This is a genomic window from Streptomyces sp. NPDC048484 (assembly GCF_040651415.1).
Classification (GTDB): domain Bacteria; phylum Actinomycetota; class Actinomycetes; order Streptomycetales; family Streptomycetaceae; genus Streptomyces.
Window position 1 is genome coordinate 49,002 of sequence record NZ_JBEZJY010000007.1, and the last position, 22,687, is coordinate 71,688.

Annotated in this window: 18 protein-coding genes, 1 pseudogene and 1 riboswitch; of the genes and pseudogenes, 10 read left to right on the forward strand and 9 right to left on the reverse strand. The window is 69.1% G+C overall.

Going from position 1 to position 22,687, the window contains the following annotated elements; genetic code table 11:
* Positions 1–107: 107 nt before the first annotated feature.
* The gene (locus tag AB0D14_RS09015; RefSeq protein ID WP_362776289.1) at positions 108–1,133 is read left to right on the forward strand and encodes an NlpC/P60 family protein; all 1,026 of its coding nucleotides are present in this window, start codon (positions 108–110) and stop codon (positions 1,131–1,133) included.
* A gap of 224 nt (positions 1,134–1,357) precedes the next feature.
* Here the strand turns inward: AB0D14_RS09015 and AB0D14_RS09020 are convergent, their stop codons facing one another.
* Entirely contained in the window at positions 1,358–2,986 is a 1,629-nt protein-coding gene (locus tag AB0D14_RS09020; RefSeq protein WP_362776290.1) for a multicopper oxidase family protein, read from the reverse strand.
* 75 nt (positions 2,987–3,061) lie between these two features.
* A complete protein-coding gene (locus AB0D14_RS09025) occupies positions 3,062–3,517 on the reverse strand; it encodes a hypothetical protein (RefSeq protein ID WP_362776292.1) in 456 nt (151 codons plus the stop codon).
* 584 nt (positions 3,518–4,101) lie between these two features.
* Between AB0D14_RS09025 and AB0D14_RS09030 the strand changes: the two genes are divergently transcribed.
* From AB0D14_RS09030 to AB0D14_RS09040, 3 genes are all read left to right on the forward strand, one after another.
* The gene (locus AB0D14_RS09030; RefSeq protein WP_362776294.1) at positions 4,102–4,989 is read left to right on the forward strand and encodes a DUF5134 domain-containing protein; all 888 of its coding nucleotides are present in this window, start codon (positions 4,102–4,104) and stop codon (positions 4,987–4,989) included.
* Between the two features lie 344 nt (positions 4,990–5,333).
* A riboswitch (cobalamin riboswitch) is annotated at positions 5,334–5,485 on the reverse strand.
* Between the two features lie 135 nt (positions 5,486–5,620).
* Positions 5,621–5,914, forward strand: a complete 294-nt coding sequence (locus AB0D14_RS09035) for a heavy-metal-associated domain-containing protein (protein WP_362776296.1) — start codon at positions 5,621–5,623, stop codon at positions 5,912–5,914.
* A 111-nt stretch (positions 5,915–6,025) separates the two neighbouring features.
* On the forward strand, positions 6,026–8,356 hold the full coding sequence (locus tag AB0D14_RS09040; RefSeq protein WP_362776298.1) for a heavy metal translocating P-type ATPase: 2,331 nt from the start codon (positions 6,026–6,028) through the stop codon (positions 8,354–8,356).
* Here AB0D14_RS09040 and AB0D14_RS09045 read toward each other — a convergent pair.
* Both AB0D14_RS09045 and AB0D14_RS09050 read right to left on the reverse strand, forming a co-directional pair.
* Complete coding sequence (locus AB0D14_RS09045) at positions 8,349–8,582, reverse strand: hypothetical protein (protein WP_362776625.1); 234 nt, start codon at positions 8,580–8,582, stop codon at positions 8,349–8,351. The genes AB0D14_RS09040 and AB0D14_RS09045 overlap by 8 nt on opposite strands.
* A gap of 20 nt (positions 8,583–8,602) precedes the next feature.
* Positions 8,603–8,767 (reverse strand): annotated as a pseudogene (locus AB0D14_RS09050) (zinc metalloprotease HtpX); the annotation flags it as partial.
* 140 nt (positions 8,768–8,907) lie between these two features.
* Between AB0D14_RS09050 and AB0D14_RS09055 the strand changes: the two are divergent.
* On the forward strand, positions 8,908–9,315 hold the full coding sequence (locus tag AB0D14_RS09055) for an NUDIX domain-containing protein (RefSeq protein ID WP_362776300.1): 408 nt from the start codon (positions 8,908–8,910) through the stop codon (positions 9,313–9,315).
* Positions 9,316–9,507: 192 nt separating this feature from the next.
* Here the strand turns inward: AB0D14_RS09055 and AB0D14_RS09060 are convergent, their stop codons facing one another.
* The 3 genes from AB0D14_RS09060 to AB0D14_RS09070 form a co-directional block, all read right to left on the reverse strand.
* Entirely contained in the window at positions 9,508–9,801 is a 294-nt protein-coding gene (locus AB0D14_RS09060) for a putative quinol monooxygenase (protein ID WP_362776302.1), read from the reverse strand.
* Between the two features lie 71 nt (positions 9,802–9,872).
* Positions 9,873–12,422, reverse strand: a complete 2,550-nt coding sequence (locus AB0D14_RS09065; protein ID WP_362776303.1) for a GH32 C-terminal domain-containing protein — start codon at positions 12,420–12,422, stop codon at positions 9,873–9,875.
* A gap of 245 nt (positions 12,423–12,667) precedes the next feature.
* A complete protein-coding gene (locus AB0D14_RS09070; protein ID WP_362776305.1) occupies positions 12,668–13,630 on the reverse strand; it encodes a carbohydrate kinase in 963 nt (320 codons plus the stop codon).
* 267 nt (positions 13,631–13,897) lie between these two features.
* On the opposite strand from AB0D14_RS09070, the gene AB0D14_RS09075 reads away from it, so the two are divergent.
* The 4 genes from AB0D14_RS09075 to AB0D14_RS09090 all read left to right on the forward strand — a co-directional run bounded on the left by AB0D14_RS09075 (position 13,898) and on the right by AB0D14_RS09090 (position 18,008).
* Positions 13,898–14,914, forward strand: coding sequence for a sugar ABC transporter substrate-binding protein (locus AB0D14_RS09075; RefSeq protein WP_362776307.1), 1,017 nt, complete (start codon positions 13,898–13,900; stop codon positions 14,912–14,914).
* Positions 14,915–15,080: 166 nt separating this feature from the next.
* Complete coding sequence (locus tag AB0D14_RS09080) at positions 15,081–16,076, forward strand: ABC transporter permease (protein ID WP_362776309.1); 996 nt, start codon at positions 15,081–15,083, stop codon at positions 16,074–16,076.
* Positions 16,073–16,909, forward strand: a complete 837-nt coding sequence (locus AB0D14_RS09085) for an ATP-binding cassette domain-containing protein (protein WP_362776311.1) — start codon at positions 16,073–16,075, stop codon at positions 16,907–16,909. The genes AB0D14_RS09080 and AB0D14_RS09085 overlap by 4 nt, the downstream gene beginning before the upstream one ends.
* A 76-nt stretch (positions 16,910–16,985) precedes the next feature.
* Positions 16,986–18,008, forward strand: coding sequence for a LacI family DNA-binding transcriptional regulator (locus AB0D14_RS09090; protein WP_362776313.1), 1,023 nt, complete (start codon positions 16,986–16,988; stop codon positions 18,006–18,008).
* Positions 18,009–18,334: 326 nt separating this feature from the next.
* On the opposite strand, the gene AB0D14_RS09095 is transcribed toward AB0D14_RS09090, so the two are convergent.
* Positions 18,335–19,105: an SDR family oxidoreductase gene (locus AB0D14_RS09095; RefSeq protein WP_362776315.1), complete on the reverse strand. Its 771-nt coding sequence runs from the start codon at positions 19,103–19,105 to the stop codon at positions 18,335–18,337.
* Between the two features lie 274 nt (positions 19,106–19,379).
* Between AB0D14_RS09095 and AB0D14_RS09100 the strand changes: the two genes are divergently transcribed.
* Positions 19,380–20,390: a DUF6215 domain-containing protein gene (locus AB0D14_RS09100; RefSeq protein ID WP_362776317.1), complete on the forward strand. Its 1,011-nt coding sequence runs from the start codon at positions 19,380–19,382 to the stop codon at positions 20,388–20,390.
* Between the two features lie 415 nt (positions 20,391–20,805).
* Here AB0D14_RS09100 and AB0D14_RS09105 read toward each other — a convergent pair whose 3' ends face one another.
* On the reverse strand, positions 20,806–22,482 hold the full coding sequence (locus AB0D14_RS09105) for a hypothetical protein (RefSeq protein WP_362776319.1): 1,677 nt from the start codon (positions 22,480–22,482) through the stop codon (positions 20,806–20,808).
* Positions 22,483–22,687 lie beyond the last annotated feature (205 nt).

The window sequence follows — 22,687 nt, forward strand, 5'->3', positions numbered from 1 at the left end:
TCTACTAAGTTTTAACTTGCTTGACGGGTCGGCGCACTGTGCGCCGGTACGACGGCCGCCACAGCCCGTCGCCTGGTACACAGACCGCGCAGAGGAGTCACCCCACGATGGGAACCCACCGTCGTCCGAAGCCACCCAACCGTGCCCGGATAGCCACCCTCGGCATAGCCGCCGGCGCCGTCAGCCTCCTGCCGACGCAGAGCCAGGCGGCTCCCAAGCCGACAGTGGACGAGGTGCGCAAGCAGGTCGAGCAGCTCTACGAGGAGGCCGAGGCTCCCACGGAGGAGTTCAACGCCGTCAGCGAGAGGCAGAAGAAGCTGCAGCGCGAGGCGGACGGGGCGCAGGACCGGCTGGCCCGCAAGCAGCAGGAGGTCAACGAACTGCGGGAGAAGATCGGCCCGTTGGCAGCCGCGCAGTACCGCAGCGGCGGCATGGACCCGAGTGTGCAGCTCTTCCTGTCCGGCGCCCCGGACAACTACCTCGACCAGGCCGAGATGCTCGACCGTATGAGCAGCCGGCAGGCCGACGCCCTGCAGGCGATGCAGGCCAAGCAGCGCGAACTCACCCAGGAGCGGAAGGACGCCCAGAAGCGTCTGAGGTCCCTTGATGAGACGCGCGCCAAGGCCGCCGCGAAGAAGGTCGAGGTCCAGAGCAAGCTCACGGAGGCCCGCAAGCTCCTGAACAACCTGACCGCCGAGCAGCGCACCAGGATGGAGGCCGCCCAGGAGCGCGACGACGCCTCCGCGGGCGCCAGTGACTCCTCCGCCTCCTACGACGGCCCCGCCGGCGGTCGCGCCAAGACCGCCATCGAGTTCGCGTACGCCCAGCTCGGCAAACCGTACGAGTGGGGTTCGACCGGCCCCAACTCCTACGACTGCTCAGGACTCGTGGGAGCGGCCTGGCGCGCGGCGGGCGTCTCCCTGCCCCGTACCGTCCAGCAGATGTACGACGCCGGGCGCAAGGTGTCCAAGTCGGACCTGCGGCCGGGCGACATCATCTACTGGTACAACAACACCCAGCACAACGGCATGTACGTCGGCGACGGCAAGGCCATCCACGCGCCGCGCACCGGCAAGAACATCGAGGTCGTCCCCCTGGACTCCATGCCGTTCTTCGCCGCGTCCCGGCCCTGAGCGCCAACACCCGTACCCCGCAAAGAACTTCAGTGACCACACGCCCGGCCGTCCACGGACACGGGGGCGGGGACGGGGGCGGGGGCGGACGCTTCGGACTCGTCGGCATCCGCCCTTGAACCCGCTCCCCATGAGGGGGACGTCTCGTCGTAACCTCCTGCACGCCGCGTCCGGACACACCCATCGCCGGCCGATGGGCCCGCCCGGACGGCGCGAGGAGAACGTCAGGCGCGGTAGGCCACGTTCGCCATCATCCCGGCCTCGCCGTGGTACGCGTTGTGGCAGTGCAGCATCCACTGACCCGGGTTGTCGGCGTCGAAGAAGACGGACAGCTTCTTCCTGGGCAGCACGATCGACGTGTCCTTGCGCGGCCCGGAGTCGCCCAGTTGGTACGTGTGCCCGTGCAGGTGCATCGGGTGCCACATGTCGGTGTCGTTGACGAAGTCCAGCCGTACGCGCCGGCCCTCCTCGACGAGGATCGGGTTCGCCCCCGGGCCCTTCATGTCGAACGGCCTGCCGTTGATGGCCCAGTTGTACCTGTCCATGCCGCCGGTCAGCTTGATCTGGTACGTGACGTCGGTCTTGGCCGACCTCAGCCGTACGTCGTCGGCGGCACGCAGCTGAGACGCGCTCATGATCATGCCGTCGAGTTCCTTCGGGCGGACGGTCGCCTTCGGGGCACTTCCCGAGCCGGTGCGGACGAGGGCGAGACCGTTCGCGTTCTTGCCCTCGGCCAGCGCTACGAGCGGGAAGACCCCGTCGCCGAGGGTGACGAGGACGTCGTACCGCTCGCCCATGCCGACCAGCAGGGCGTCCACGTCCTGGTGCTGGACCGGGAAGCCGTCGGTGTGGGTGATGGTCAGCTTGTGGTCGCCGAGAGCCACCCGGTAGGCGGTGTCCCCGCCCGCGTTGACAATCCGCAGGCGCACCTTTTTGCCGGGCTTTCCCGTGTAGACGTCCGGGTCGCTCGCCACCCGGCCGTTGATCAGGTGGTGCGGGTACTTCACGTCGCCGGCGTCACCGCCGAGCAGGTCGCTCTCCGCGCCCATGAGCATGAACCTCATCGACATACCGCCGGACGAGGCTGAGGCTGAGGGGGAGGGGGACTCCGAGTCGCCGCCCATGTCCATCCCGCCCATGTCCCCCATGTCGTGGCCCTCCATACCGCTGGAGCCGGAACTGGCGCTCTCCCCCATGCCCATGCCGCCCATGCCCTGCTTGAGTTCGGCGAAGACCTCGTCGGGGGTGCCGGTGACGCCGTCGACCCAGTCGTCGAGGAGGACGACCCATTCGTCGTCGTAGGCGAGGGTTTCCTTGGGGTCCTCGACGATCAGCGGGGCGTACAGGCCGCGGTCGAGCTGGACTCCGACGTGCGGGTGGAAGAAGTACGTGCCCGGCGCGTCGGCGACGAACTCGTAGGTGAACGTGGAGCCGGCCCGGACGGCGGTCTGGGTGGCGGGCGGTACGCCGTCCATGTCGTTGCGCAGCGCGATGCCGTGCCAGTGGACCGACGTGGCCGTCCTGTTCGGGAGCTGGTTGGACAGCTCGGCGACCAGGGTGTCGCCGACGGAGAGGCGGACCTCCTTACCGGGGGTACGGCCGTCGAACGCCCAGGTCCTGGGCATGACGCCGCCGCCCAGGTCGATCATGCCGGGCGCCGCCGTCAGGGTGAGCTTCTGCCGGCGTCCAGTGCCCTTGCGCTTCTTCTCGGCGGCGGCGACCGGCGAGCCGGAAGGGTTCACCAGTGCGTTGTTGACATCGGAGCCGGAGTCGCTGCTGCACGCGGCGAGCGTGCCCGCCCCGGCGGCTCCCAGTCCGGCGAGCAGGACGGAGCGGCGGTTGATGCTGGTCATGGGATTGTGTCCTCTGTTTCGAAACTGCCGATGTGGTCACGGAGGGACGGCACATCGCGCGCCGTCCGGCGCGGCCTATCTGCGCAGTTGCGAGAGGACTGACAGATCTGGCGGGGCTCGGCCGACCGCGGCGCCGGGCGTACGTCCGGCCACGGCCTGGCCCGGGTTCGCCAGCGGGTCGAAAGCGGCCCGGGAGGGAACGGCGAGCTGCACGGAGTCGATGCTCGCCGTGGCGCAGTGCTGCATGCCGGGCGCGGCACACGTGCCGTTGTCGTGGGCGCTGTGGGAGGAGCCGTCCGAGACCGACGGCGCCGTCTCATCCGGCATCACGTGAGCGTCATGGGCCATGCCCGGCATGACGGCATGGACCGCGCCCGGCATGACGGCATGGGCCGCACTCGGCATGGACGAGACGCCCATCGCGGACGTCTCGTGGTGAACGAGCACGGCCAGCGCGACGCACAGGGTGAGGAACACCCCGTACGCCCAGCGGACGGCTATACCGCCGCCGCGAGCCGTTCGTGCCGTCATGAGCTCCACTCGTCCTCACCGGTCACCGGAGTCCACATACTACCCCCTGGGGGTACCTGAGCAACCCGACCGACGCCGCCCGGCCAGGTCACCCTGGGGAGGATCTCGCGGCTGTTCCGGAGACGCGACCGTGGGCGGCGCCAGCACCACGTGCTGCTTCCTGTTGCACCGCCCACGGCCACGCCCATCGCCCGGTCACACCTGAGCGCGACCGGAGCCCGCCCGCCACCAAGGGGACGGCAGCGAACCGGGGCGACAGTACTACGAACATTACTAGTAGAAACGCACGGAGTCTGAGGCCGCCGCCGTCCTGCTCGGCGCGGCGGCTTACGTGTCTCCACCACAGGTCGTCTCGACGGCTTCCACCGGCCTGACGAACGATGGAAGCCGCGCGTCCGTATCGCCCCGACGCGAAATCTCACCGGCCCCTGAACACTCCTCAACCTCAACACGTACTAAGGGCACTAGGAGTTGACAGTCCAAGAAACGCCCAAGAGACGCCCACGAGTGCTCTGTGTGACGAGGCCGCGTCGGCGTCGCAGCCCGGCCGCGCTCGGACGATCGGGAAGGTGAAGATGGGGATCATGGCGCTCAGTTGGGCCATCGCGGTGGTCGCCGCCCTGGTGGCAGCCGTCAGCGCGGTCCGTGTGGTGACCACCAGCGGCGCAGTCCGGCTCGCGGCCGGAGGTGACCTGCTGATGGGCGTGTGCATGGCCGCCATGGCCCTGCCGGCAACGGTCTCCTGGTACGCGGGCTACGGCATGTGGTGGTCGGGAGTGTTCGCCCTCCTCGGGCTCGGAGGCGTGGCGATGGCGTTCAAGCACACGCGCGAGGGGGGATGGAAGCACGGCCGTCACTGGGTGCACCTCATCGTCGGCAGCGCCGGCATGCTGATCATGACGCTCGCCATGACGAGCACGTCGTCCGGACCGGTGCTCGCGCTGGGGCATTCCTCCATGGCGCACATGCCGGGCATGGAGAACACGGCGAGCACTGCGCACGGCCACGAGATGGCCGGCATGGAGGGGATGGAGTCCATGGAGGGGATGAGTTCCATGGAGGGGATGGGTTCCGCGCAGGGGATGGACACGCACGGTATGACGCAGGCCGCGGCCGACACCGCCGCTTCCAACGGGTCCGCCTCCGTGTGGCGGCTCCTGATCGTGGCGCTCGCCGTGTACTTCGTGCTGTCGATCGGGGCGTCCGTGTGGGCCAGGGCCCGGGGCACCCGCAAGGGCGGCCGGGGCGCCGGGGCTCGGTTCAGCTGGGGTCGATGGCTGCTCGTCATGCCGGACACGGTGTTCGTCTTCCTGGCATCGCTGACGACCTCGGCGTGGGACAGGGCCCGTACGGCACAGCGGGCAGGCCACGGGCGGCGCCGCAAACTCGGAGCCGCGCCGGAGGCGGCGCTGGCGGCCCACATCGGCATGGGCGGGACCATGTCCGCGATGCTGCTGACGATGGCCATGTAAGGGCCGGTCGGCACTGACCGGCATGGGGCGCCATCGCCCGGTCCAGCACCGGTTCGATGAGCAGCCAGGCGTTTTCCCCGCCGATACCTCCGCCGATGCCTCCGGCGGCTGCACTCGCGAGCATGGCGCGCCCGGGCAGGGGCAGAAGTGACGTCACCGTGGCCCCCTCAGCGGCAGTGACCGGCGAAGAGGTGCCGCCCGTCGCGGGCGAACGCGTGGACGTAGAAAATCGCTGTCGCCGATCCTGCCCAGCATCGGCGACAGCAACGCGCCCTGGTCCAGGAAGACCGCGTCGAGCGCGGACCAGAGCCAGGATCGCCACCGCGGCGGCGATCAGGCCGTCTCACAGTGGGTGGACAACCGACGGGTCAGTGTCTGACTCCCGGGGCATCCCCGGTCACAGTGGCGGCACCGTCCCGGATTCTCACCGGAGTCCCCGCTCACCGTCGCCTCGATGGTGAAGTTGTCGCCGCAGATCGCGCTGCTACTAATTGAATTAGCGAAGTATGGGCAGCGCCACAGCGGACAGGAATACCCCTAGGGGGTATGGTGTTAACGTCTTCGGGAGGGCCAGGGGAACCACACCCCTCCCGGGGAACGACCCACGCATCCACACCCTGAGGAAGTAGCCATGACCACTGAGACGAACTCCGGCTCCTGCTGCGGCTCCGGTTCCTGCGGCTCCGACGCCACGGTCGACGTCCAGGGCGTCGGCGTCACCAACGTCTACAAGGTGGCCGGCATGACCTGCGGCCACTGCGAGGGCGCGGTCTCCCAGGAGATCTCCGCGCTGGACGGCGTCACCGCGGTCAAAGCGGTCGCCACGTCCGGCGAGGTGACCGTCACCTCCGCCGCCCCGCTCGACGAGGAGGCCGTCCGCGCCGCCGTCGACGAGGCCGGCTACGAGCTCGTCGGCCGCGCCTGACGACGCCTTCGGGGCCACCACGGTCCCGGACACGCGAATTCCTCCCGCGCCGGGACGTATCGCTCCGCTGATACGGACGCCGTACGTCCCGGCCTCCCCCTGGAGATACGCATGACCAGCACGGCTCCCGAAAAGACACCCCCCGGCACACCTCCCGGCACAGCGCCCGCGCCCGCCGCCGAGGTCGAGCTCTCCATCGGCGGCATGACCTGCGCATCGTGCTCCGCCCGCATCGAGAAGAAGCTCAACCGCATGGACGGCGTCACGGCGACCGTCAACTTCGCCACCGAGAAGGCGAAAGTCTCGTACGCGGACGGCGTCGAGGTCGCCGACCTCATCGCCACCGTCGAGAAGACCGGCTACACCGCCGAGGAGCCGCCCCCGCCCGCATCGGGCCCGGGAGACGACGGCGAAGCACAGGCCGCCCCGGCGGCGGACGGCGAGCTGCTGTCGCTGCGGCAGCGGTTGTACATCTCGCTGGTGCTCACCGTGCCCGTCGTCCTGATGGCGATGATCCCCGCTCTGCAGTTCGACAACTGGCAGTGGCTGTCGCTCACCCTGGCCGCTCCCGTCGTGGTCTGGGGCGCCTTCCCGTTCCACAAGGCGGCCTGGACGAACGCCCGGCACGGCGCCGCGACCATGGACACGCTGGTGTCCATCGGAACACTCGCCGCGCTCGGCTGGTCGGTGTGGGCACTCTTCTGGGGACACGCCGGGATGCCGGGCATGCGCCACGGCTTCGAGTTCACCGTCTCCCGCGGGGACGGCTCGTCCTCCATCTACCTGGAGGCCGCGGCCGGGGTGACCACGTTCATCCTCGCCGGACGGTATCTGGAGGCTCGCGCCAAGAGGAAGTCGGGCGCCGCACTGCGGGCGCTCATGGAGCTGGGCGCCAAGGACGTCACGGTGCTGCGCGGGGGCCAGGAAGTACGCATCCCCGTCGGTCAGTTGGCCGTCGATGACCGCTTCGTCGTACGGCCCGGGGAAAAGATCGCCACCGACGGCACCGTCGTCGAGGGTGCCTCCGCGGTGGACGCCTCCATGCTGACCGGCGAGTCGGTGCCGGTGGACGTGACCGTCGGGGACGCCGTCACCGGCGCCACCGTCAACGCCGGCGGCCGGCTCGTGGTCGAGGCGACCCGTATCGGCACGGACACCCAACTCGCCCGGATGGCGAAGCTGGTCGAGGCTGCGCAGAACGGCAAGGCCGAGGTGCAGCGGCTCGCCGACCGGATCTCCGGAATCTTCGTACCCGTCGTGCTGCTGATCGCGGCCGGCACCTTCGGAGTCTGGCTCGGCGTCACCGGCGACACCGTGTCCGCCTTCACCGCCGCCATCTCCGTCCTGATCATCGCCTGCCCCTGCGCACTGGGCCTCGCCACCCCGACCGCCCTCATGGTCGGCACCGGGCGCGGCGCCCAGCTCGGCATCCTCATCAAGGGCCCCGAGGTCCTGGAGTCCACCCGCCGCGTCGACACGGTCGTCCTCGACAAGACCGGCACGATCACCACCGGCCGGATGCAGCTCCAGGACGTCTTCACCGCCCCGGGCGTGGACGAGACCGAACTGCTGCGGCTGGCGGGCGCGTTGGAACACGCCTCCGAGCACCCCATAGCCCAGGCCATCGCGGCCGGCGCCGCCATGAGGGTCCCCCCGCTCGAGCGAAGCCGAGAGTGGGGGAAGGCCGGAAGTCTCCCCGTACCGGAGAACTTCGAGAACGTCGTCGGCCTCGGCGTCCAGGGCGTCGTCGACGGACACGCGGTGCTCGTCGGGCGGGAGGCGCTCCTCAAAGAGTGGGCCATCGAACTCCCCCACGAACTGGCCGGGGCCAAGGCCACCGCGGAGGCCGAAGGCCGTACGGCGGTCGCCGTCGCCTGGGACGGCGAAGCACGCGGCGTCCTCACCGTCGCCGACGCCATCAAGGAGACCAGCGCCGAAGCCGTGGCCGAACTGCGCAGGCTGGGCCTGACGCCCGTCCTGCTGACCGGCGACAACCAGCTCGTCGCGGAGTCCGTGGCCAAGGCCGTCGGTATCGACGAGGTGATCGCCGAGGTCCTGCCGCAGGACAAGGTGGATGTGGTCAAGCGGCTCCAGAGCGAGGGCCGTACGGTCGCGATGGTCGGCGACGGCGTCAATGACGCCGCAGCCCTCGCCACCGCCGACCTGGGCCTGGCCATGGGCACCGGCACGGACGCGGCGATCGAGGCCGGCGACCTGACCCTCGTACGCGGCGACCTGCGCGTGGCCGCCGATGCCATCCGCCTCTCCCGCAGGACCCTCGCCATCATCAAGGGCAACCTGTTCTGGGCCTTCGGCTACAACGTCGCCGCCCTGCCGCTCGCCGCGTTCGGCATGCTCAACCCGATGATCGCGGGCGCCGCGATGGCGTTCTCGTCGGTGTTCGTCGTGACCAACAGCCTGCGTCTGAGGTCCTTCAAGTAGGCACGAGAACAACATCGCTGACTGAGGCGCGCGGGCCGTCCCGGCCGCGCGCCTCGCTGTCCGGACTCCGCTCGGGCCGGGCGGCGAAGCACACCGAGCCCGCTCCGGTCGGGGTGAGGCCGCTGGCGGCCTGGAGGGTGATCGCCGCCGAGGGCAGGCCGAAGAGCTGGTCCAGGTCCTGCTTGACCGGCTTGGTCCGGCCGAGCAGGACGTCCAGGAAACCCACGGGTCCTCAGCTCCTTCTCGTCACGCGTCGTCCCCCGGTTTGCGGACCGCCTCGCCCAGTTCGACGGAGATCTCCGCGAGCGCCTCGATGCGGCGTTGCAGCCTGGGGTGGGTGGAGAACATGCCGGCCAGCGCGGTGCCGGGGCCCAGGGCGGGGGCGAAGAAGAACGCGTTGAACGCCTGGGCGGCGCCCGGCCACGAAGGGGCCACGCCGTGGGCGTTCGGCCAGGTCAGCGTCCAAACCACTCGCAAACGCCCGCAGCTTCCCAAGCTCAGTGCGCGGACGGTACTGACGCGGACCATGCCCTCCGATATGGTCCCGAGCCATGGCTGATGGCAACAGCGTGCCGGAGAAGGTGGCGTGGATCCTGGTTCGGGACGACCGGGTGTTGGTGACGCGTAGTCACGGCAGAGATCGCTTCTACCTCCCGGGCGGTCATCGTGAGCCGGGCGAGTCCGACAGCGAGACCCTGGTGCGGGAGATCGACGAGGAACTGCAGGCGGCGATCGACCCCGGTTCCATGGTGCACTTCGGCACTTTCGAGATCGGCGAGGGCCATCCGGATCACGGCCCCTTCCGGATGATCTGTTACACCGCCAATCACCATGGTGAGCTGACCCCGGCGAGGGAGATCGCCGAGAAGGCGTGGTTCCGCTACGCCGATCGGGACCGAGTTTCGGCCGTCGACAAGATGGCCTTCGACGCGCTTCACGGGGCCGGCTGGCTTTCCTGATCCCGTCGCCACGGCCAATACGGCCGCTGTTGCGGTCTTCTTCTACGTTACGGCCGCACCACAAGCGCACCAGATCGGGCGGGGAACAGCGGGGAATCACGGCCAGACAGCCGCATGGCGATGCGCCGGTACCGGGCCCGTGGCGCGGGCCCGGCCGACGTCAGTCGCCGGATCGGGCGAGGTCAGGTCAGGTCAGGTCACCGGATCGAGGAAGGTCAGTACCGAGGCGTCCTCCTCGATCAGCGGGACGAGCGCCGCGTTGAACGGGCCGCCGTACGGTGCCTTCACGTGCGCCTGGAAGGCGTCCTCGTCGCGGTACACCTCGAAGATCCAGAAGCCGCGTGGGCTGGCCGACCTGGTGTAGACGTCGAAGGTGATGTTGCCTTCTTCCTCGCGCACCTTCTCGGCGTACTCCAGGATCAGGCGGGATACCTCGTCCTGCGCTCCCTCGCGGGCGGTGAACTCGGCGAGCAGGGTCTTGTTCACAGTGTGGTGTCCTCTGCGATCGAAGTTGGTCGGGATCGGTTGGGATCAGTCGGCGTCGGCCGCGGTAGGCGTCAGTCGCGGTAGGAGCCGAGGTGCCAGACACGGGCCTGGTCCAGCTTCACCGAACCGTTCTCGGCGAAGATCTGCACTCCCTGGCTGGCGGGGTCGGGGAAGATCTGGTCGGTGATGACGGCCTCGCCACTGCCGCCGAAGACCTCGACGGACGACCAGTCGACGAGGATCCGCAGCTTCACCTCACCGTCCTTCGCCTTGAGAGGCGCCCTCTGGACGCCGGGGAAGGTGCTGTTGAAGTCGGCAGCGCCGGAATGGGTGCGGTCGACGTACAGCTCCTGTGTCGTGGTGTCGTAGCCGATGACGGTCTCCTCGCCGTTGGCTCCCGTGCGTACCTTCAGGCCGAACCGGTCGGCGTCCTTGAGGGAGAACGTCGCCTCGATGTCGAGCGCCTTGCCCTGGACCGCGGGGCCGATCAAGGTCTTGGAGGTGTTCCTGACGGTGACACCGGCCGCGGTCGCCGGGCGCTTCTGCCGCAGGGACGTCACGCTGTTCACGGGCTGGCTGGTCAGCCGGATGCGGCCGTCGACCGTACGCAGGGCCGTCTCCCGGGGGATGCTCTGCGCGCCGCGCCAGGGTGACGTGGGGATCGCGCCGCCGTAGTCCCAGTTGTTCATCCACCCGATCATGTACCGCTTGCCGTCCGGCGCGTCCTCCCAGGACACCGCCGCGTAGTAGTCCTTGCCGTAGTCGGCCCAGTCGGCGCGCTGGACGACGGACTTCGCGGCCGTGTCGGCGGCGGTGAACTGATCGGCGAGGACGTGGCCCCAGCCGGCGGTGTTCATGTCGACGAGCTGGATCCGCGCCTGCCTGCCGGCGTAGGAGCGCATGTCGAAGGAGGCCCAGTCCAGGGTCTCACTGTTGGAGCCGGTAGCGCTCTGGACGACCTTGCCGTCGACGATCAGGTTGACGGACGTCTCCTGGGTGACGGGCAGGGCCTGGGTGTCGGAGAGCATGATGTGGTCGACGTCGAGGTGGCCCCAGCCGCCGCTGTTGTCGTCGACGATCTTGATCTGTGCCTTCTTGCCGGCGAGGTCCTTGACGTCCCAGGAAGCCCAGTCGAGTGCCTCGCGATCCTGTCCGGTGGCGCTGCGGACCACCTTGCCGTCGACGAGCAGTTCGACCGCGGTCGCGTTGCCGGAGCCGGCGGGGTGGTTGCCGCCGCCCACGAGGAAGTTGACGTAGTCCTTGTCGATGGTGAACTCGGGCGAGGTGAGGGTGCCGGTGGTGGCGTCGCCGTTCAGGTAGCTGTTGACCAGGCCGCTGCCCAGGAAGCCTGAGACCTCCTGCTGGTCGGGGAGGGTGCCGGTGGCCGGTGCGGCGCCGAAGGCGTCCCCGGTCGTCGTCCAGTCGCCGTAGGTGCCGCCCTCGAAGTCGGCGAGGACCGTGCCCGCGGGTGGCGGGCCCTGCTCCATGGCGGTGCCGTCCACGTGCGGGTGCCGGCCGCCACCGACCTTGAAGTTCAGGTACTTGCTGTCGACGGTGAAGGAGGGCGAGGTCAGGGTGCCGGTGGTGACGTCGCCCGAGTGGAAGCTGTTGGCAAGGCCCTTGCCGTCGAAGCCGTCGACCGTGCCCTGACCGTCCACCGCCCCGGCGGCCGGCGCCTGGCCGAACGCGGTACCCGTGGTCGTCCACGAACCGAAGTCCGTGCCCTCGAAGTCCTGCACCACCGTGCCGGTGGGCGGGGTGTACGTGCCCTTGTCCTCGGCGGTGAACCTCTCGCCGTCGAAGTCGCCGACGAAGTACTGGGCGGCCGAACCGCCCGCGATTCCACCGGGGTTGATGTTGACGACCAGGACCCACTTGATCTTCTTCTCGTCCCCGTCGACCGCGAGGGGGAACAGATCCGGGCACTCCCACACGCCGCCCGTCGCGCCCGCCGGCCCGAAGTCGCTCTGCAGCTTCCAGTCCTTGAGGTTCTTGGACGAGTAGAAGCGCACCTTGTGCTCGGCGGACATCGACACCGTCATCAGCCAGCTCTTCGTCGGCGCGTACCACTGGACCTTGGGGTCGCGGAAGTCCTTGGAGCCGATGTCGATGACAGGATTGCCCTGGTACTTCGTCCAGGTACGGCCACGGTCGGTGCTGTAGGCGAGCGACTGCGACTGGATGCCCGTGGCCTTGTTCTGGCTGGTGTAGATCGCCACCATGGCCGGGTTCTCCGCCGTGCCGAAGCCGGTGGTGTTGTCCCGGTCGACGACCGCGCTGCCGGAGAACACCATCTCCTCGTCGTCGTGCGACAGGGCGAGCGGCAGTTCCTTCCAGCGCACGAGGTCCTTGCTGACCGCGTGCCCCCAGGACATGTCTCCCCAGGAGTTGCCATTCGGGTTGTACTGGTAGAAGAGGTGGTACTCGCCCTCGAAGTACACGAGACCGTTGGGGTCGTTCATCCAGTTCTTGTCCGGCGTGAAGTGGAACTGGGGGCGGTGGGCCTCGGAGTACGGCGGGGTGTCGGCGGCTACGGCCTGGGGGGCGAGCAGGGCGCAGACGGTCGCCACCACCGCGATCATCCGTATACGGGCATGCCGGAATACACGTCCAGAGCTCACGCTGCCTCCTGTGCTGCGGCCGTCCGCGCAACGAAGCCTGCTGCCCGGCTCGGATCCGGCGAAAAGTGGTGCCCTTCTCGGCGCCGTCGTCCACGGCATCGGCAAGGGATGTCATCGTTGACTTGTGTCATCGATGACATCGAGTGGCCCGATGATGGGGGCAATCCGGCTGACGCGTCAACGGTTCGGCCGTGATGTCCTGAACGGTTCGGCGGTGATGTCCTGCTGAGCGGCGTGCTCGCCCGTCATACGCGGTCGGCCGCGGCGAGCTGCGCCAGTTGGCTCTGCCACGGCGGGTTGGGTCCGGCGACCGAGCAGGTCAGGGCCGCGACGCGGGTGCCGAAGCGGCAGGCTTCCTCGACGTCGTCCAGGCGGAGTTCCGTCAGCCGGCCACCCAGGAGTCCACGAGCGCCGAGGTGGTGCAGCAGTCCGGCGGTGAAGGAGTCGCCTGCCCCGACCGTGTCGGCGACGCTCGTCGGGACTGCGGGCACCTGGACCCGTTCACCGTCGAGCGAGGCCAGGGCGCCGTCGGCACCGCGCGTGATCACGACGAGCCGCGCCCCGGCCGCGTGCCAGAGGTCGCACGCCTGCTCGGACGGCGTGCCCGGCAGCAGGAGTTCCAGGTCGTCCTCGCTCAGCCGGAGCACATCAGCGAGGGCGCACCAGTGCGCCAGCCGGGCACGGTAGACGTCGGGGTGCACCAGCAGCGGCCGCACATTGGGGTCGATGCTGATGGTCGCGTCAGAGGCTGCCGTCGCCAGGAAGTCCTCCACCACCACCGCGCCGGGCTCCCGGACCAGAGCCAGGGATCCGGTGTGCACGCAGGCGGTGCCGGACAGGTCCACCCGCGCCAGCTCCTGGGCCGTCCACTGCCAGTCGGCCGTGTTCTGGGCATGGAAGGAGAACGCGGCCTGTCCCTGGGCGTCCAGTTCCGCCACGGCCAGCGTGCTGGGCTCCACAGCCTGGACGGCGTCCGACAGGTCCACCCCCGACGCCTCCAGACGGGTGCGGAACAGACGGCCGAACACATCGCCGGACAGCCGCGCGAGGAAGCGGGCCGGGGTACCCAGACGGGCCAGGGACACTGCCGTATTCGCAGGTCCACCGCCCGGCAGTACACGTAGGGCGAGTTCGCCAGAGGTGCTCGCGGGTTCGGCGAACGCGTCCGCGACGCACTCCCCCAGGACGGTGATCTGACGCGGACTCATGGGCTGACTCTTCTCTGGCGGCCGTACGGGCACCGGTCACGTCGGGGGCGTCGGGGGCGTCGGGGGTGGACCTGTCGGGCAGTCGCGATGGGCGGCGACGGCGGATGTTTGCCAATTTGTGACAAGCGCAAGGCATTGACGTTTCCGCGAGGCGGAGTCCATCATCCTCGCCAGGCAGTGTCAACGATGACATAAGTCAACGATGACACCCGGACGGCGTGCTCCGATCCCCATCCCGCGCCGCTCGCTATCCCACAGGAGTCGATCATGTCTCGCACCTCTCGCCCGTCCTCCTCCCTCCTCGGAATCGCCGCGGTCACGGGTGTCGCGGCCCTCACCCTGACGGCCTGCGGGTCCGGCTCAGGATCGGGCTCCTCGAGCGCCGGCTCGGGCGACGTGAAGGTCGGTCTGATCACCAAGACCGACACCAACCCGTTCTTCGTGAAGATGAAGGAGGGCGCGGAGAAGTCCGCGAAGACCGAGGGCGTCAAGCTGATGACCGCGGCCGGCAAGTTCGACGGGGACAACGCCGGTCAGGTGACGGCCGTCGAGAACATGGTCGCCGCCGGCGTGAAGGGCATCCTGATCACGCCGAGCGACTCCAAGGCCATCGTGCCCGCGCTCGAGAAGGCCCGTGCCAAGGGCATCCTGGTCATCGCCCTGGACACGCCGACCGAGCCGGAAAGCGCGGTCGACGCCCTCTTCGCCACCGACAACCTCAAGGCCGGCGAGCTGATCGGCGAGTACGCCAAGGCCGCGATGAAGGGCAAGACCGCGAAGATAGCCGCCCTCGACCTCGCGCCGGGTGTGTCCGTCGGCGTCAAGCGGCACGCCGGTTTCCTGAAGGGCTTCGGCGCCACCGACAAGGACGTCGCCTGCGCCCAGGACACCGGCGGCGACCAGGCCAAGGGCCAGACGGCGATGGAGAACTGCCTCCAGAAGGAGCCGGGCATCAACGTCGTCTACACCATCAACGAGCCTGCCGCGCTGGGCGCGTACACCGCGCTCAAGGCCAAGGGCCGGGAGAAGGACGTCCTGATCGTCTCCGTCGACGGCGGCTGCACCGGGACCCAGGCCGTCAAGGACGGCAAGATCGCCGCCACCTCGCAGCAGTTTCCGCTGAAGATGGCCGCCGAGGGCGTCAAGGCCGTCGTGACGTACGCCAAGGACGGCAAGAAGGCGTCCGGTTACACCGACACCGGCGTCACGCTGATCACCGACAAGGCGCAGGACGGAATCACGTCGAAGGACACCGCCAACGGCCTGGAGAACTGCTGGGGCTGAGCCGTACGCGTGGATCCGTACGCCTGATCCGTACGCCTGATCCGTACGCCCCCCCCTCAGCGGGGCGGCCGTCCCTCCCTCCCCGACCAGGTGACGGCCGCCCGCTCGTCCTCTTGTCCTCCGACCGGGAAGGACAACGACCACTGTCTTCCGACAAGGACTTCGCATGACAGCCACGACCACGCCGTACGCCGAGCTCAAAGCACCGACGACGGCCCGCCGACTGCTCACGGCGCCGACCACCGGCCCGATGGTCGCCCTCCTCCTGGCCTGCGCCTTCTTCTCCTTCTCGTCCGACCAGTTCCTGACCGGCGGGAACTTCTCGCTGATCGTGCAGCAGGTCATGGTCGTGGGCACCCTGGCCATCGGACAGACCCTGATCATCCTGACCGCGGGCATCGACCTGTCGTGCGGCGCCGTGATGGCGTTCGGCAGCATCGTGATCGCGAAGATGGCCGCCGAGGGCTCCCTGCCCCCGCTCGTCGCCATCGCTCTGGGTATCGCCGTCTGCGGCGGCTTCGGGCTGCTCAACGGGCTGCTGGTGCAGAAGATCCCGCTACCGCCGTTCATCGTCACCCTCGGCATGCTCAACGTGGCGTTCGCGCTGACCCACATCTACTCCGAGGAGCAGACGGTCACCAGCCTGCCGGGGCCGCTGACGGCCCTCGGCAAGACCTTTCCCCTCGGCCACACCGACATCACCTACGGCTCCCTCGTCACCATCGGCCTGTTCCTCCTCCTCGCCTTCTCGCTGAGCAACACCAGTTGGGGCCAGCACGTGTACGCCCTCGGCAACAGCCAGGAAGCGGCGCGTCTCAACGGCATCCGCACCTCCCGCTTGACCATCGCCATCTACACCGTGGCGGGTCTCCTCTACGGCATCGCCGCCCTGCTGCTCATCTCCCGCACCGGAGTCGGCGACCCGCAGGCCGGTCAGACCGACAACCTCGACAGCATCACCGCGGTGGTCCTCGGTGGCACCAGCCTCTTCGGCGGACGCGGCTCGGTCCTGGGCACCTTCATCGGCGTCCTCATCGTCGGCGTCTTCCGCAACGGCCTGCAGCTGATGGGCGTCGCGTCCATCTACCAGACCCTGATCACCGGAGTCCTGGTGATCCTCGCGGTGACCGTCGACCAGCTCTCCCGGAAGAAGACCCGATGACCACCACCTCCTCCCCCACGCCCGTCCTGCAGGCCCGCGGTCTGGTCAAGCGCTACGGCCAGGTCACCGCCATCGACGGCGCCGACTTCGACCTGCTGCCCGGCGAGGTCCTCGCCGTCATCGGCGACAACGGCGCCGGCAAGACCAGCCTGATCAAGGCGCTCACCGGTGCGGTGACCCCCGACGCGGGCGAGATACGGCTCAACGGCGAACCCATCACCTTCTCCGGTCCGCAGAGCGCCCGCGCCCACGGCATCGAGACGGTCTATCAGGACCTCGCCGTGGCGGCCTCCATGGACATCGCGTCGAACATGTTCCTCGGGCGCGAACTGCGCCGCCCCGGCGTCCTCGGCAGTGTCTTCCGCATGCTCGACAAGAAGCGCATGCGCCAGGAGGCCGCCGAGCACATGGCCGACCTGAAGATCGGCCTGCGCTCGCTGACGCAGTCGGTCGAGACGCTCTCCGGCGGGCAGCGACAGGCCGTCGCGGTCGCCCGTTCCGTCGCCTGGGCGCGCAGCGTCGTCGTCATGGACGAGCCCACCGCCGCCCTCGGCGTCAAGGAGTCCGGGCAGGTCCTCGACCTCATCCGCCGGGTCCGCGACAAGGGCATGCCGGTCGTCCTGATCAGCCACAACATGCCGCACGTCTTCGAGATCGCCGACCGGATCCACGTCCACCGGCTGGGTCGGCGCGCCGCCGTGATCAAGCCCTCCGACTACTCCATGGCGGAGGTCGTCGCCATCATGACCGGCGCGCTCACCGTCGATGCGGCCGGAGATACTGTCGTAGCGGATTCCGAGGCGGCAAAGGCCGCCGGAGTCCAGGCCACCTGACAGCACGACCCAGCTCTCGCACTTTCCGGCCGAGGCCGAGGCCGGAACCGAAAGCCCTCACGAGACGGTTTCCCACATGGCAGCGAACCGCCGCCCCACCCTGGCCGATGTCGCCCGAGAAGTCGGCGTCAGCGCCAAGACGGTCTCCCGCGTCCTCAACGAGGACGGGCCCGCCTCCGCCCGGACCAGGGAACAGGTACTCGCCGCGGTGGCCAAGCTCGGCTTCCAGCCGAACCTCATGGCCCGCAACATCCGTGTCGGCGGCCCGGACACCACCATCGGCCTGGTCATTCCCGACCTCGCCAACCCCTTCTTCGGAGCCGTGGCCCGCGCCATCGAGGACACCGTCCGCGAACGCGGACTGACCCTGCTGATGGGCTCCTCCGCGGACGACCCCGAGCGCGAACGTGCCCTGACGGACAATCTCCTCGCCCGCCGTGTCAGCATCCTGATCGTCGTTCCGTCCGTCGGCGCCGACCACTCCCACCTCAAGTCCCACCGTACGGCGGGACTGCCAGTGATCTTCCTCGACCGACCCGGAGTCGGCCTCGCCACGGACAGCATCGTCAGCTCCAACCGTGCCGGAGCCCACGACGGCGTCGTCCACCTCCTCGCCCACGGACACCGGCGCATCGGCTTCGTCGGCGACCTGCCCCCGAAGTTGTACACCCGCCGTGAACGTCAGGCCGGCTACCGCTCGGCGCTGCAGGAAGCCGGCATCCCCTACGACCGCTCGCTCGTCACCAACGCCCACGACCAGCAAGGAGCCGAGGCTGCGACCGCCCAACTCCTCGGCCTGGCCGATCCCCCCACGGCCCTGTTCGCCGGCAACAACATCATGGCGCTGGGGACGGTCGCCGAACTGGCCCGCAGCAAACGCAAGGACGTCGCCGTCGTCGCCTTCGACGACGTCTCACTGGCCGAAGCACTCGAACCCGCTCTGACCGTCGTCGCCCAGGACGCGGAAGAACTCGGCAGGGCAGCCGCGACCACCGCCCTGACCCGACTTGACGGCGACCGCACCCGGCCCCGGACCATCACCGTGCCCACTCGGCTGATCGCCCGGGGCTCGGGCGAGCAACCCGCGCCCGAGCGTTAGCCGGCTCGGCTCTGCCGGAATGGCCCTGCCGACCGTTCTTCGAAGCCGTGCCCAAAGCGTGCCCGTAAGGGCAGACAACCACGGTCAACAGCAGTGCAACCGGGCCCGCGCAACAGCGTCGGCATGACAGATCAACGCAGGCCAGAACCAATGGAGCCTCGCAGACGCTGTCGCTTCCCAAGCTGAGAGTGCGCGTTCGATTCTCGCCACCCACTCCAGATTGAAGCCCCAGGTCAGCGGCCTGGGGCTTGCTTGTTGACCGGCTCAGCTCCGGGCGGAGTGAGCCACCAAGCACAACAGGCACGGGAAGACTCCGAATCCGCGTGCTACGCGGCGATGACGGCGACCCCTGTCCTGCCCCCGTCGACATCCACCACGGTTCCGTGCACGAAGGCCGCTTCGTCGCCGGCCAGCCAGACCACGGCGTGCGCGATGGCGTCCGGCGTGCCGACGTCACCGGCCGGGGTGCCCTTCATCATGATCTCGCCCGGATGAGGCTCGCCGCCTTCCGGGGCCGGGGGCAGGATCACGCCGGGGGAAACGGCGTTCACTCGCACGCCCATCGGACCGAACTCCGCGGCCCACGCCCGCGTGAGCGTCTCCATGGCTCCCTTGGTGGAGCTGTAGAGCGCGCCAAAAGGAACGCCCAGGCGCGCGATCCACGAGCCGAGGTTGGTGATCACCCCGCTACCGGCCTCCGTCATGGTCGGGACGACGGCAGCGGTGAGGAAGAAGGGCGCCTTCACATTCACGCCGTAGACCCGGTCGAACGTCTCCTCGTCGGTGTCGGTGGTGCCGGGGGCCGGGTAGATGCCGGCGTTGTTCACCAGGATGTCGATCCGTCCGCCCAAGGTCTCACGGGCCCGATCGGCCAGGTCCTGGGAAGCCTCGGCGCTACCGTCGAGGGTTGCCTCCAGAAAGCCGGCCCGCCCGCCGGACGCGCGGATCCCTTCGACGACCTGTGCCCCTCGTTCCCGATTGCGGCCGGACACGATCACGTGAGCCCCCTCGGCGGCGAGCCCTTCGGCGATCGCCCGCCCGATGTTGCTGGTCGATCCCGTGACCAGCGCCGTCTTGTTCCGCAGTCGTTCAGTCATGCCGCAACTGTGCTTCGCATAAAATGGACCAGCAAGTCCAAAAACTGACTCAGGGAAGCCGTATGCCCGACGCACCCACCACCAAGGGCCGCGCCACACGAGCCCGCAGTAGGCGCGGGTGCGGCTCTGACCGGGTCGCGTGAACCGGCAGATCTTGCAGATGGCGCGTACGGGCAGTGATCATCGGCGAGTTGAGGCCGATCCGTCCCCTTCACATGTCCGGAACTGTGGCTTCCATATGGCAAATGTGATCTTCTCCTGGTGAGATCGCCGGATGCTAGGTCTCCTCCTCCGTCTCCTGCCGTTCTGGGTCCGCGAGCCCCTCCTCATCGCGATCGGGTCTGTCCTCGGCGTACGCATCATGTATCTCGCCGTCCGCGATCACGATCGGGTCGCGGCCGGTCTCGGCGTGGTGTTCCTCGTGTTCACCGCAATACGTGTCTACGCGGTGATCCGGGCCCTGCGCGCACGCCGGAACCCGAGTCCGACAGCCTCCGCGGACGGGGCGGAACCCGATGCTGCCGCCCAGCCCCAGCCCCAAGCCGCGGCCGGAACCGGGCCGCGTCCAGGCCCGGACACTCCGGAGAAGGAACCCAACGCATGGGGCCAGGCCGTCGCGGCCGTAGCCGTGTTCGGGGCAGTCGCGGTCGCGCTGTGGGCGGCCCCACGCTTGATGCCGTCCGACAACAACGCCCCGCAACCCGCCTCGTGTTCAGACGGGGCCCCCGAGGAGCTTCCGAAGGCATACAAGGACACACCCCAGCCTGTGACCGGTGAAGAACTGTGCAAGGCGCTCAACCGGCCGGACCTGGCCAAGCTCCTTGGAACACCTGGAGAGACCGCGACCACTGCTTCCAGCACCAACAACACCGCTCCTCTGACTGATGAGAAGGTCGCCCAACCGGAGGCCGAGGTCACGTTCGACACGTACACCGTGAATGTCTCGGCCACTTACAACGAGCTGTCGACCGACCAGTACGTGAAGCTGATGAAGTTCGGGGATGAGACGGACGTCAAGACGCTTACGGTTCTCGGTCGGCCCGCGGTCCTCGCCTCGGATCACACCATGAAGCTCGAGATCAATCTCGGGGGTGGCGGATCCGGCGGACCGGTCGAAGAAGGCCCCCTGGCCAGGACACTGTCCGTGGCCCTGGACCGTAATGACCGAGGCGGCTACTGCGACATCACCGTGTGGAGCGCGTCCGGAACCCTCCCGAACGACAGCGTTCTCCTCGACATCGCCGAGAGGGTTCTTCCGAGGATCCCCGAACGACCTGTCCGCTGAGGTGATGCACCCATGAGCGCGAGGGGCTGGAGAACCGGCGACACGCGCCGGTGCTCACCCGTCCACGGGCGGCGGCAGCCGATGGTGCCTTCGATCTGGATCTCTTCGGGGACAAGGGGAACCACCGCCGGTGAACGCCGCGCAGTTCCTGATCAACACCAGCGCACTCGCCCGCCTGCTGCGCGGCGACGCCGAGCAGTCATCGCGCGGGAAGGTTCGCCGCGTGAGTGAGCCCCAGGTCTCTGCAGCCAGCTACGCTGCCGCGCTACCCCGGTCGCTGCTCGCCGGCCCATGCTGCTTGCGCGCTTCCGCCAGTTGATGCCCACGGGCTTCCGCCAGAAGGCGGCGTGATCCTGCCTCCACCTCGGCAGGATCCACGCCGGCCGAGGTAGAGCTGTTCAGCCAGCGGCTCCGATCACCGCGCCGGAGTCGCCGTCCCAAGCTGGGAGAACCTGTACTGCGCCTGCGGGCATCGAGATTGCCGGAGCCGCGCGCCGACCTCGAAATCGGCGTCGGCGTCGGGGCCGGGGTCGGGGGCTGCATGGCGGATCAGGTTCGCCGCCCGCTCGGCCGCGAGTTTGCGGTGGAGATCAAGGAGCCAGCCGGGTGGGCTGTGGAAAAGGGCCTCGAGCTCGCCGACGGTTCTCACGTCCAGGCGGTGCTTCACGCTGGTGGCGTGTGCGATCTGGAGGGCCTTGGTGACCTGGCCGGGCTGCAACGGCTGGTCGTGCGGCCGGGTGAGTATCCGTTCCGCCCGGGTCGAGATCAGCATGTGCGGGTGGGGCGGCCCGGTCTGGGGCGCCGGGCGGGAGGAGACAGCCGCACGAGCCTCGGGCTCGGCGGTCGCCGCTCCCGTCCGGCGGCGGGCCTGGTTGGCTTCTCGCTGAGCCGCGAGAGTGCGGTGGGAGTCCGTCAGCCAAGGGGGAGGCGAGGCGAAGGCGGCCTGGAGTTCACGCACGGTGGTGATCACGAGCCCGCGGCTCTCGGATGTCCCCGGCGCCAATTGCAGAGCCTTACCGACCTGGGCGGCGGTCAGCGGCTGCTCGGGAGGCAGGGACAGCAGTGTCTTCGCCTTCGACGAAACAAGCAGTTCGGGGTGCGGCCGCGGGGTCGGCACCGTGCGCTGGGTCGGCATGACCACAGGGGTGACAGCGGGACGCCGTTGCTCGGCGAACGTGGTCAGTTTGGTGACCGCCGTGTCCGGGATGTGGTCCCAGCGGGGCTGCGGACGGTGGTTGGGGCGGGCGGTGGTCTGGTGGTAGCGCATCGGGAGCCGCCAGCCCTCGTGCCGGGCCAGCCCGGAGGTGGCTCGGGCCTCGGCCTCCGAGATACCGCCCTTGGCCGTCAGCACGTCCAGCAGTCGGTCTTCCGGAGTGTCCGGGCACTGCTCGCACGCTGCGCAGAGCCGCCATACGCGGCCCCGGATCTCCAGCTCGGCGGCATCCGGCTGGGCCGGCCCGCCGCAGTACGCGCATCCCCATACCGAGTGCACGGCGACCGTGGGACGGACGGTGCGCGGAAGCGGCCCGACCGACGGGAGTTCCCTCAACAGCCCCTGCAGGACGGCTAGTTCGGGGCGAAGTGGCTCATCAGGCTCTGACTTTCGGGCTGTGAACGCCCGCGGGAGCAAGGGCTGGGGAGCCAGAGGAGGCAACCCCAGCGCAGCACGCAACGCATCGACGCGGGCCTCGTCGGCGACGGAATGCCCTGCCACCGTGCCGTAGACCTGGGGGCGCCGCTCGGCGACGCAGAGCGCGTCGGTCGCCTCGGCCAGAAACCTGGCCGGGATCCGGCCCTTCCCTGCCGCCGCGGTGACCAGCGGCAGGACCTTGCGGATCTCCAGCCCGTCCAGGGCCAGGAGAATGCGGTGCGCGGCGAGCACCCCCTGGTCGCCGACCTGTTCCCGGCCCGGCCAACCGCGCAGTGAACCGCACGTCGTCGCAAGATACTTGAACGCCTCACGCCGACACTGCGCGGCGTAGCGGATCCGGCTGGCCCTCTCCGCCTGGCCCGCCTCGCGAACGCGTCGCCGTGTGTCGTCCACCCGGGCGGCCCACTGCTCCAGGCCCGCCTGGATCTCCTTCGTCAGCATTCCGGTCGGAGAGCGGTAGGGGGATGGGCGGCTTCCCGGTATCGCCGACCGGGACGAAGCCCGTACGGTCTGCCGATATCGGCCGGGCGAGGAGTGGCCGGAGCAGGGGCAGGAGCAGGGGCAGGCATGGCGGAAGAAGCCTTCCTGGTGGGGGACATGGACGGCAGGGCGGCCCCATGCTGGACCACACCGCACCCACCGAGAC

What these genes read in the sequence shown, in the direction of transcription:
- AB0D14_RS09015 (WP_362776289.1), top strand. Translation starts at nt 108, where the DNA reads ATGGGAACCCACCGTCGTCCGAAGCCACCCAACCGTGCCCGGATAGCC.
- AB0D14_RS09020 (WP_362776290.1), bottom strand. Translation starts at nt 2,986, where the DNA reads ATGACCAGCATCAACCGCCGCTCCGTCCTGCTCGCCGGACTGGGAGCC.
- AB0D14_RS09025 (WP_362776292.1), bottom strand. Translation starts at nt 3,517, where the DNA reads ATGACGGCACGAACGGCTCGCGGCGGCGGTATAGCCGTCCGCTGGGCG.
- AB0D14_RS09030 (WP_362776294.1), top strand. Translation starts at nt 4,102, where the DNA reads ATGGCGCTCAGTTGGGCCATCGCGGTGGTCGCCGCCCTGGTGGCAGCC.
- AB0D14_RS09035 (WP_362776296.1), top strand. Translation starts at nt 5,621, where the DNA reads ATGACCACTGAGACGAACTCCGGCTCCTGCTGCGGCTCCGGTTCCTGC.
- AB0D14_RS09040 (WP_362776298.1), top strand. Translation starts at nt 6,026, where the DNA reads ATGACCAGCACGGCTCCCGAAAAGACACCCCCCGGCACACCTCCCGGC.
- AB0D14_RS09055 (WP_362776300.1), top strand. Translation starts at nt 8,908, where the DNA reads ATGGCTGATGGCAACAGCGTGCCGGAGAAGGTGGCGTGGATCCTGGTT.
- AB0D14_RS09070 (WP_362776305.1), bottom strand. Translation starts at nt 13,630, where the DNA reads ATGAGTCCGCGTCAGATCACCGTCCTGGGGGAGTGCGTCGCGGACGCG.
- AB0D14_RS09075 (WP_362776307.1), top strand. Translation starts at nt 13,898, where the DNA reads ATGTCTCGCACCTCTCGCCCGTCCTCCTCCCTCCTCGGAATCGCCGCG.
- AB0D14_RS09080 (WP_362776309.1), top strand. Translation starts at nt 15,081, where the DNA reads ATGACAGCCACGACCACGCCGTACGCCGAGCTCAAAGCACCGACGACG.
- AB0D14_RS09085 (WP_362776311.1), top strand. Translation starts at nt 16,073, where the DNA reads ATGACCACCACCTCCTCCCCCACGCCCGTCCTGCAGGCCCGCGGTCTG.
- AB0D14_RS09090 (WP_362776313.1), top strand. Translation starts at nt 16,986, where the DNA reads ATGGCAGCGAACCGCCGCCCCACCCTGGCCGATGTCGCCCGAGAAGTC.
- AB0D14_RS09095 (WP_362776315.1), bottom strand. Translation starts at nt 19,105, where the DNA reads ATGACTGAACGACTGCGGAACAAGACGGCGCTGGTCACGGGATCGACC.
- AB0D14_RS09100 (WP_362776317.1), top strand. Translation starts at nt 19,380, where the DNA reads ATGCTAGGTCTCCTCCTCCGTCTCCTGCCGTTCTGGGTCCGCGAGCCC.
- AB0D14_RS09105 (WP_362776319.1), bottom strand. Translation starts at nt 22,482, where the DNA reads ATGCTGACGAAGGAGATCCAGGCGGGCCTGGAGCAGTGGGCCGCCCGG.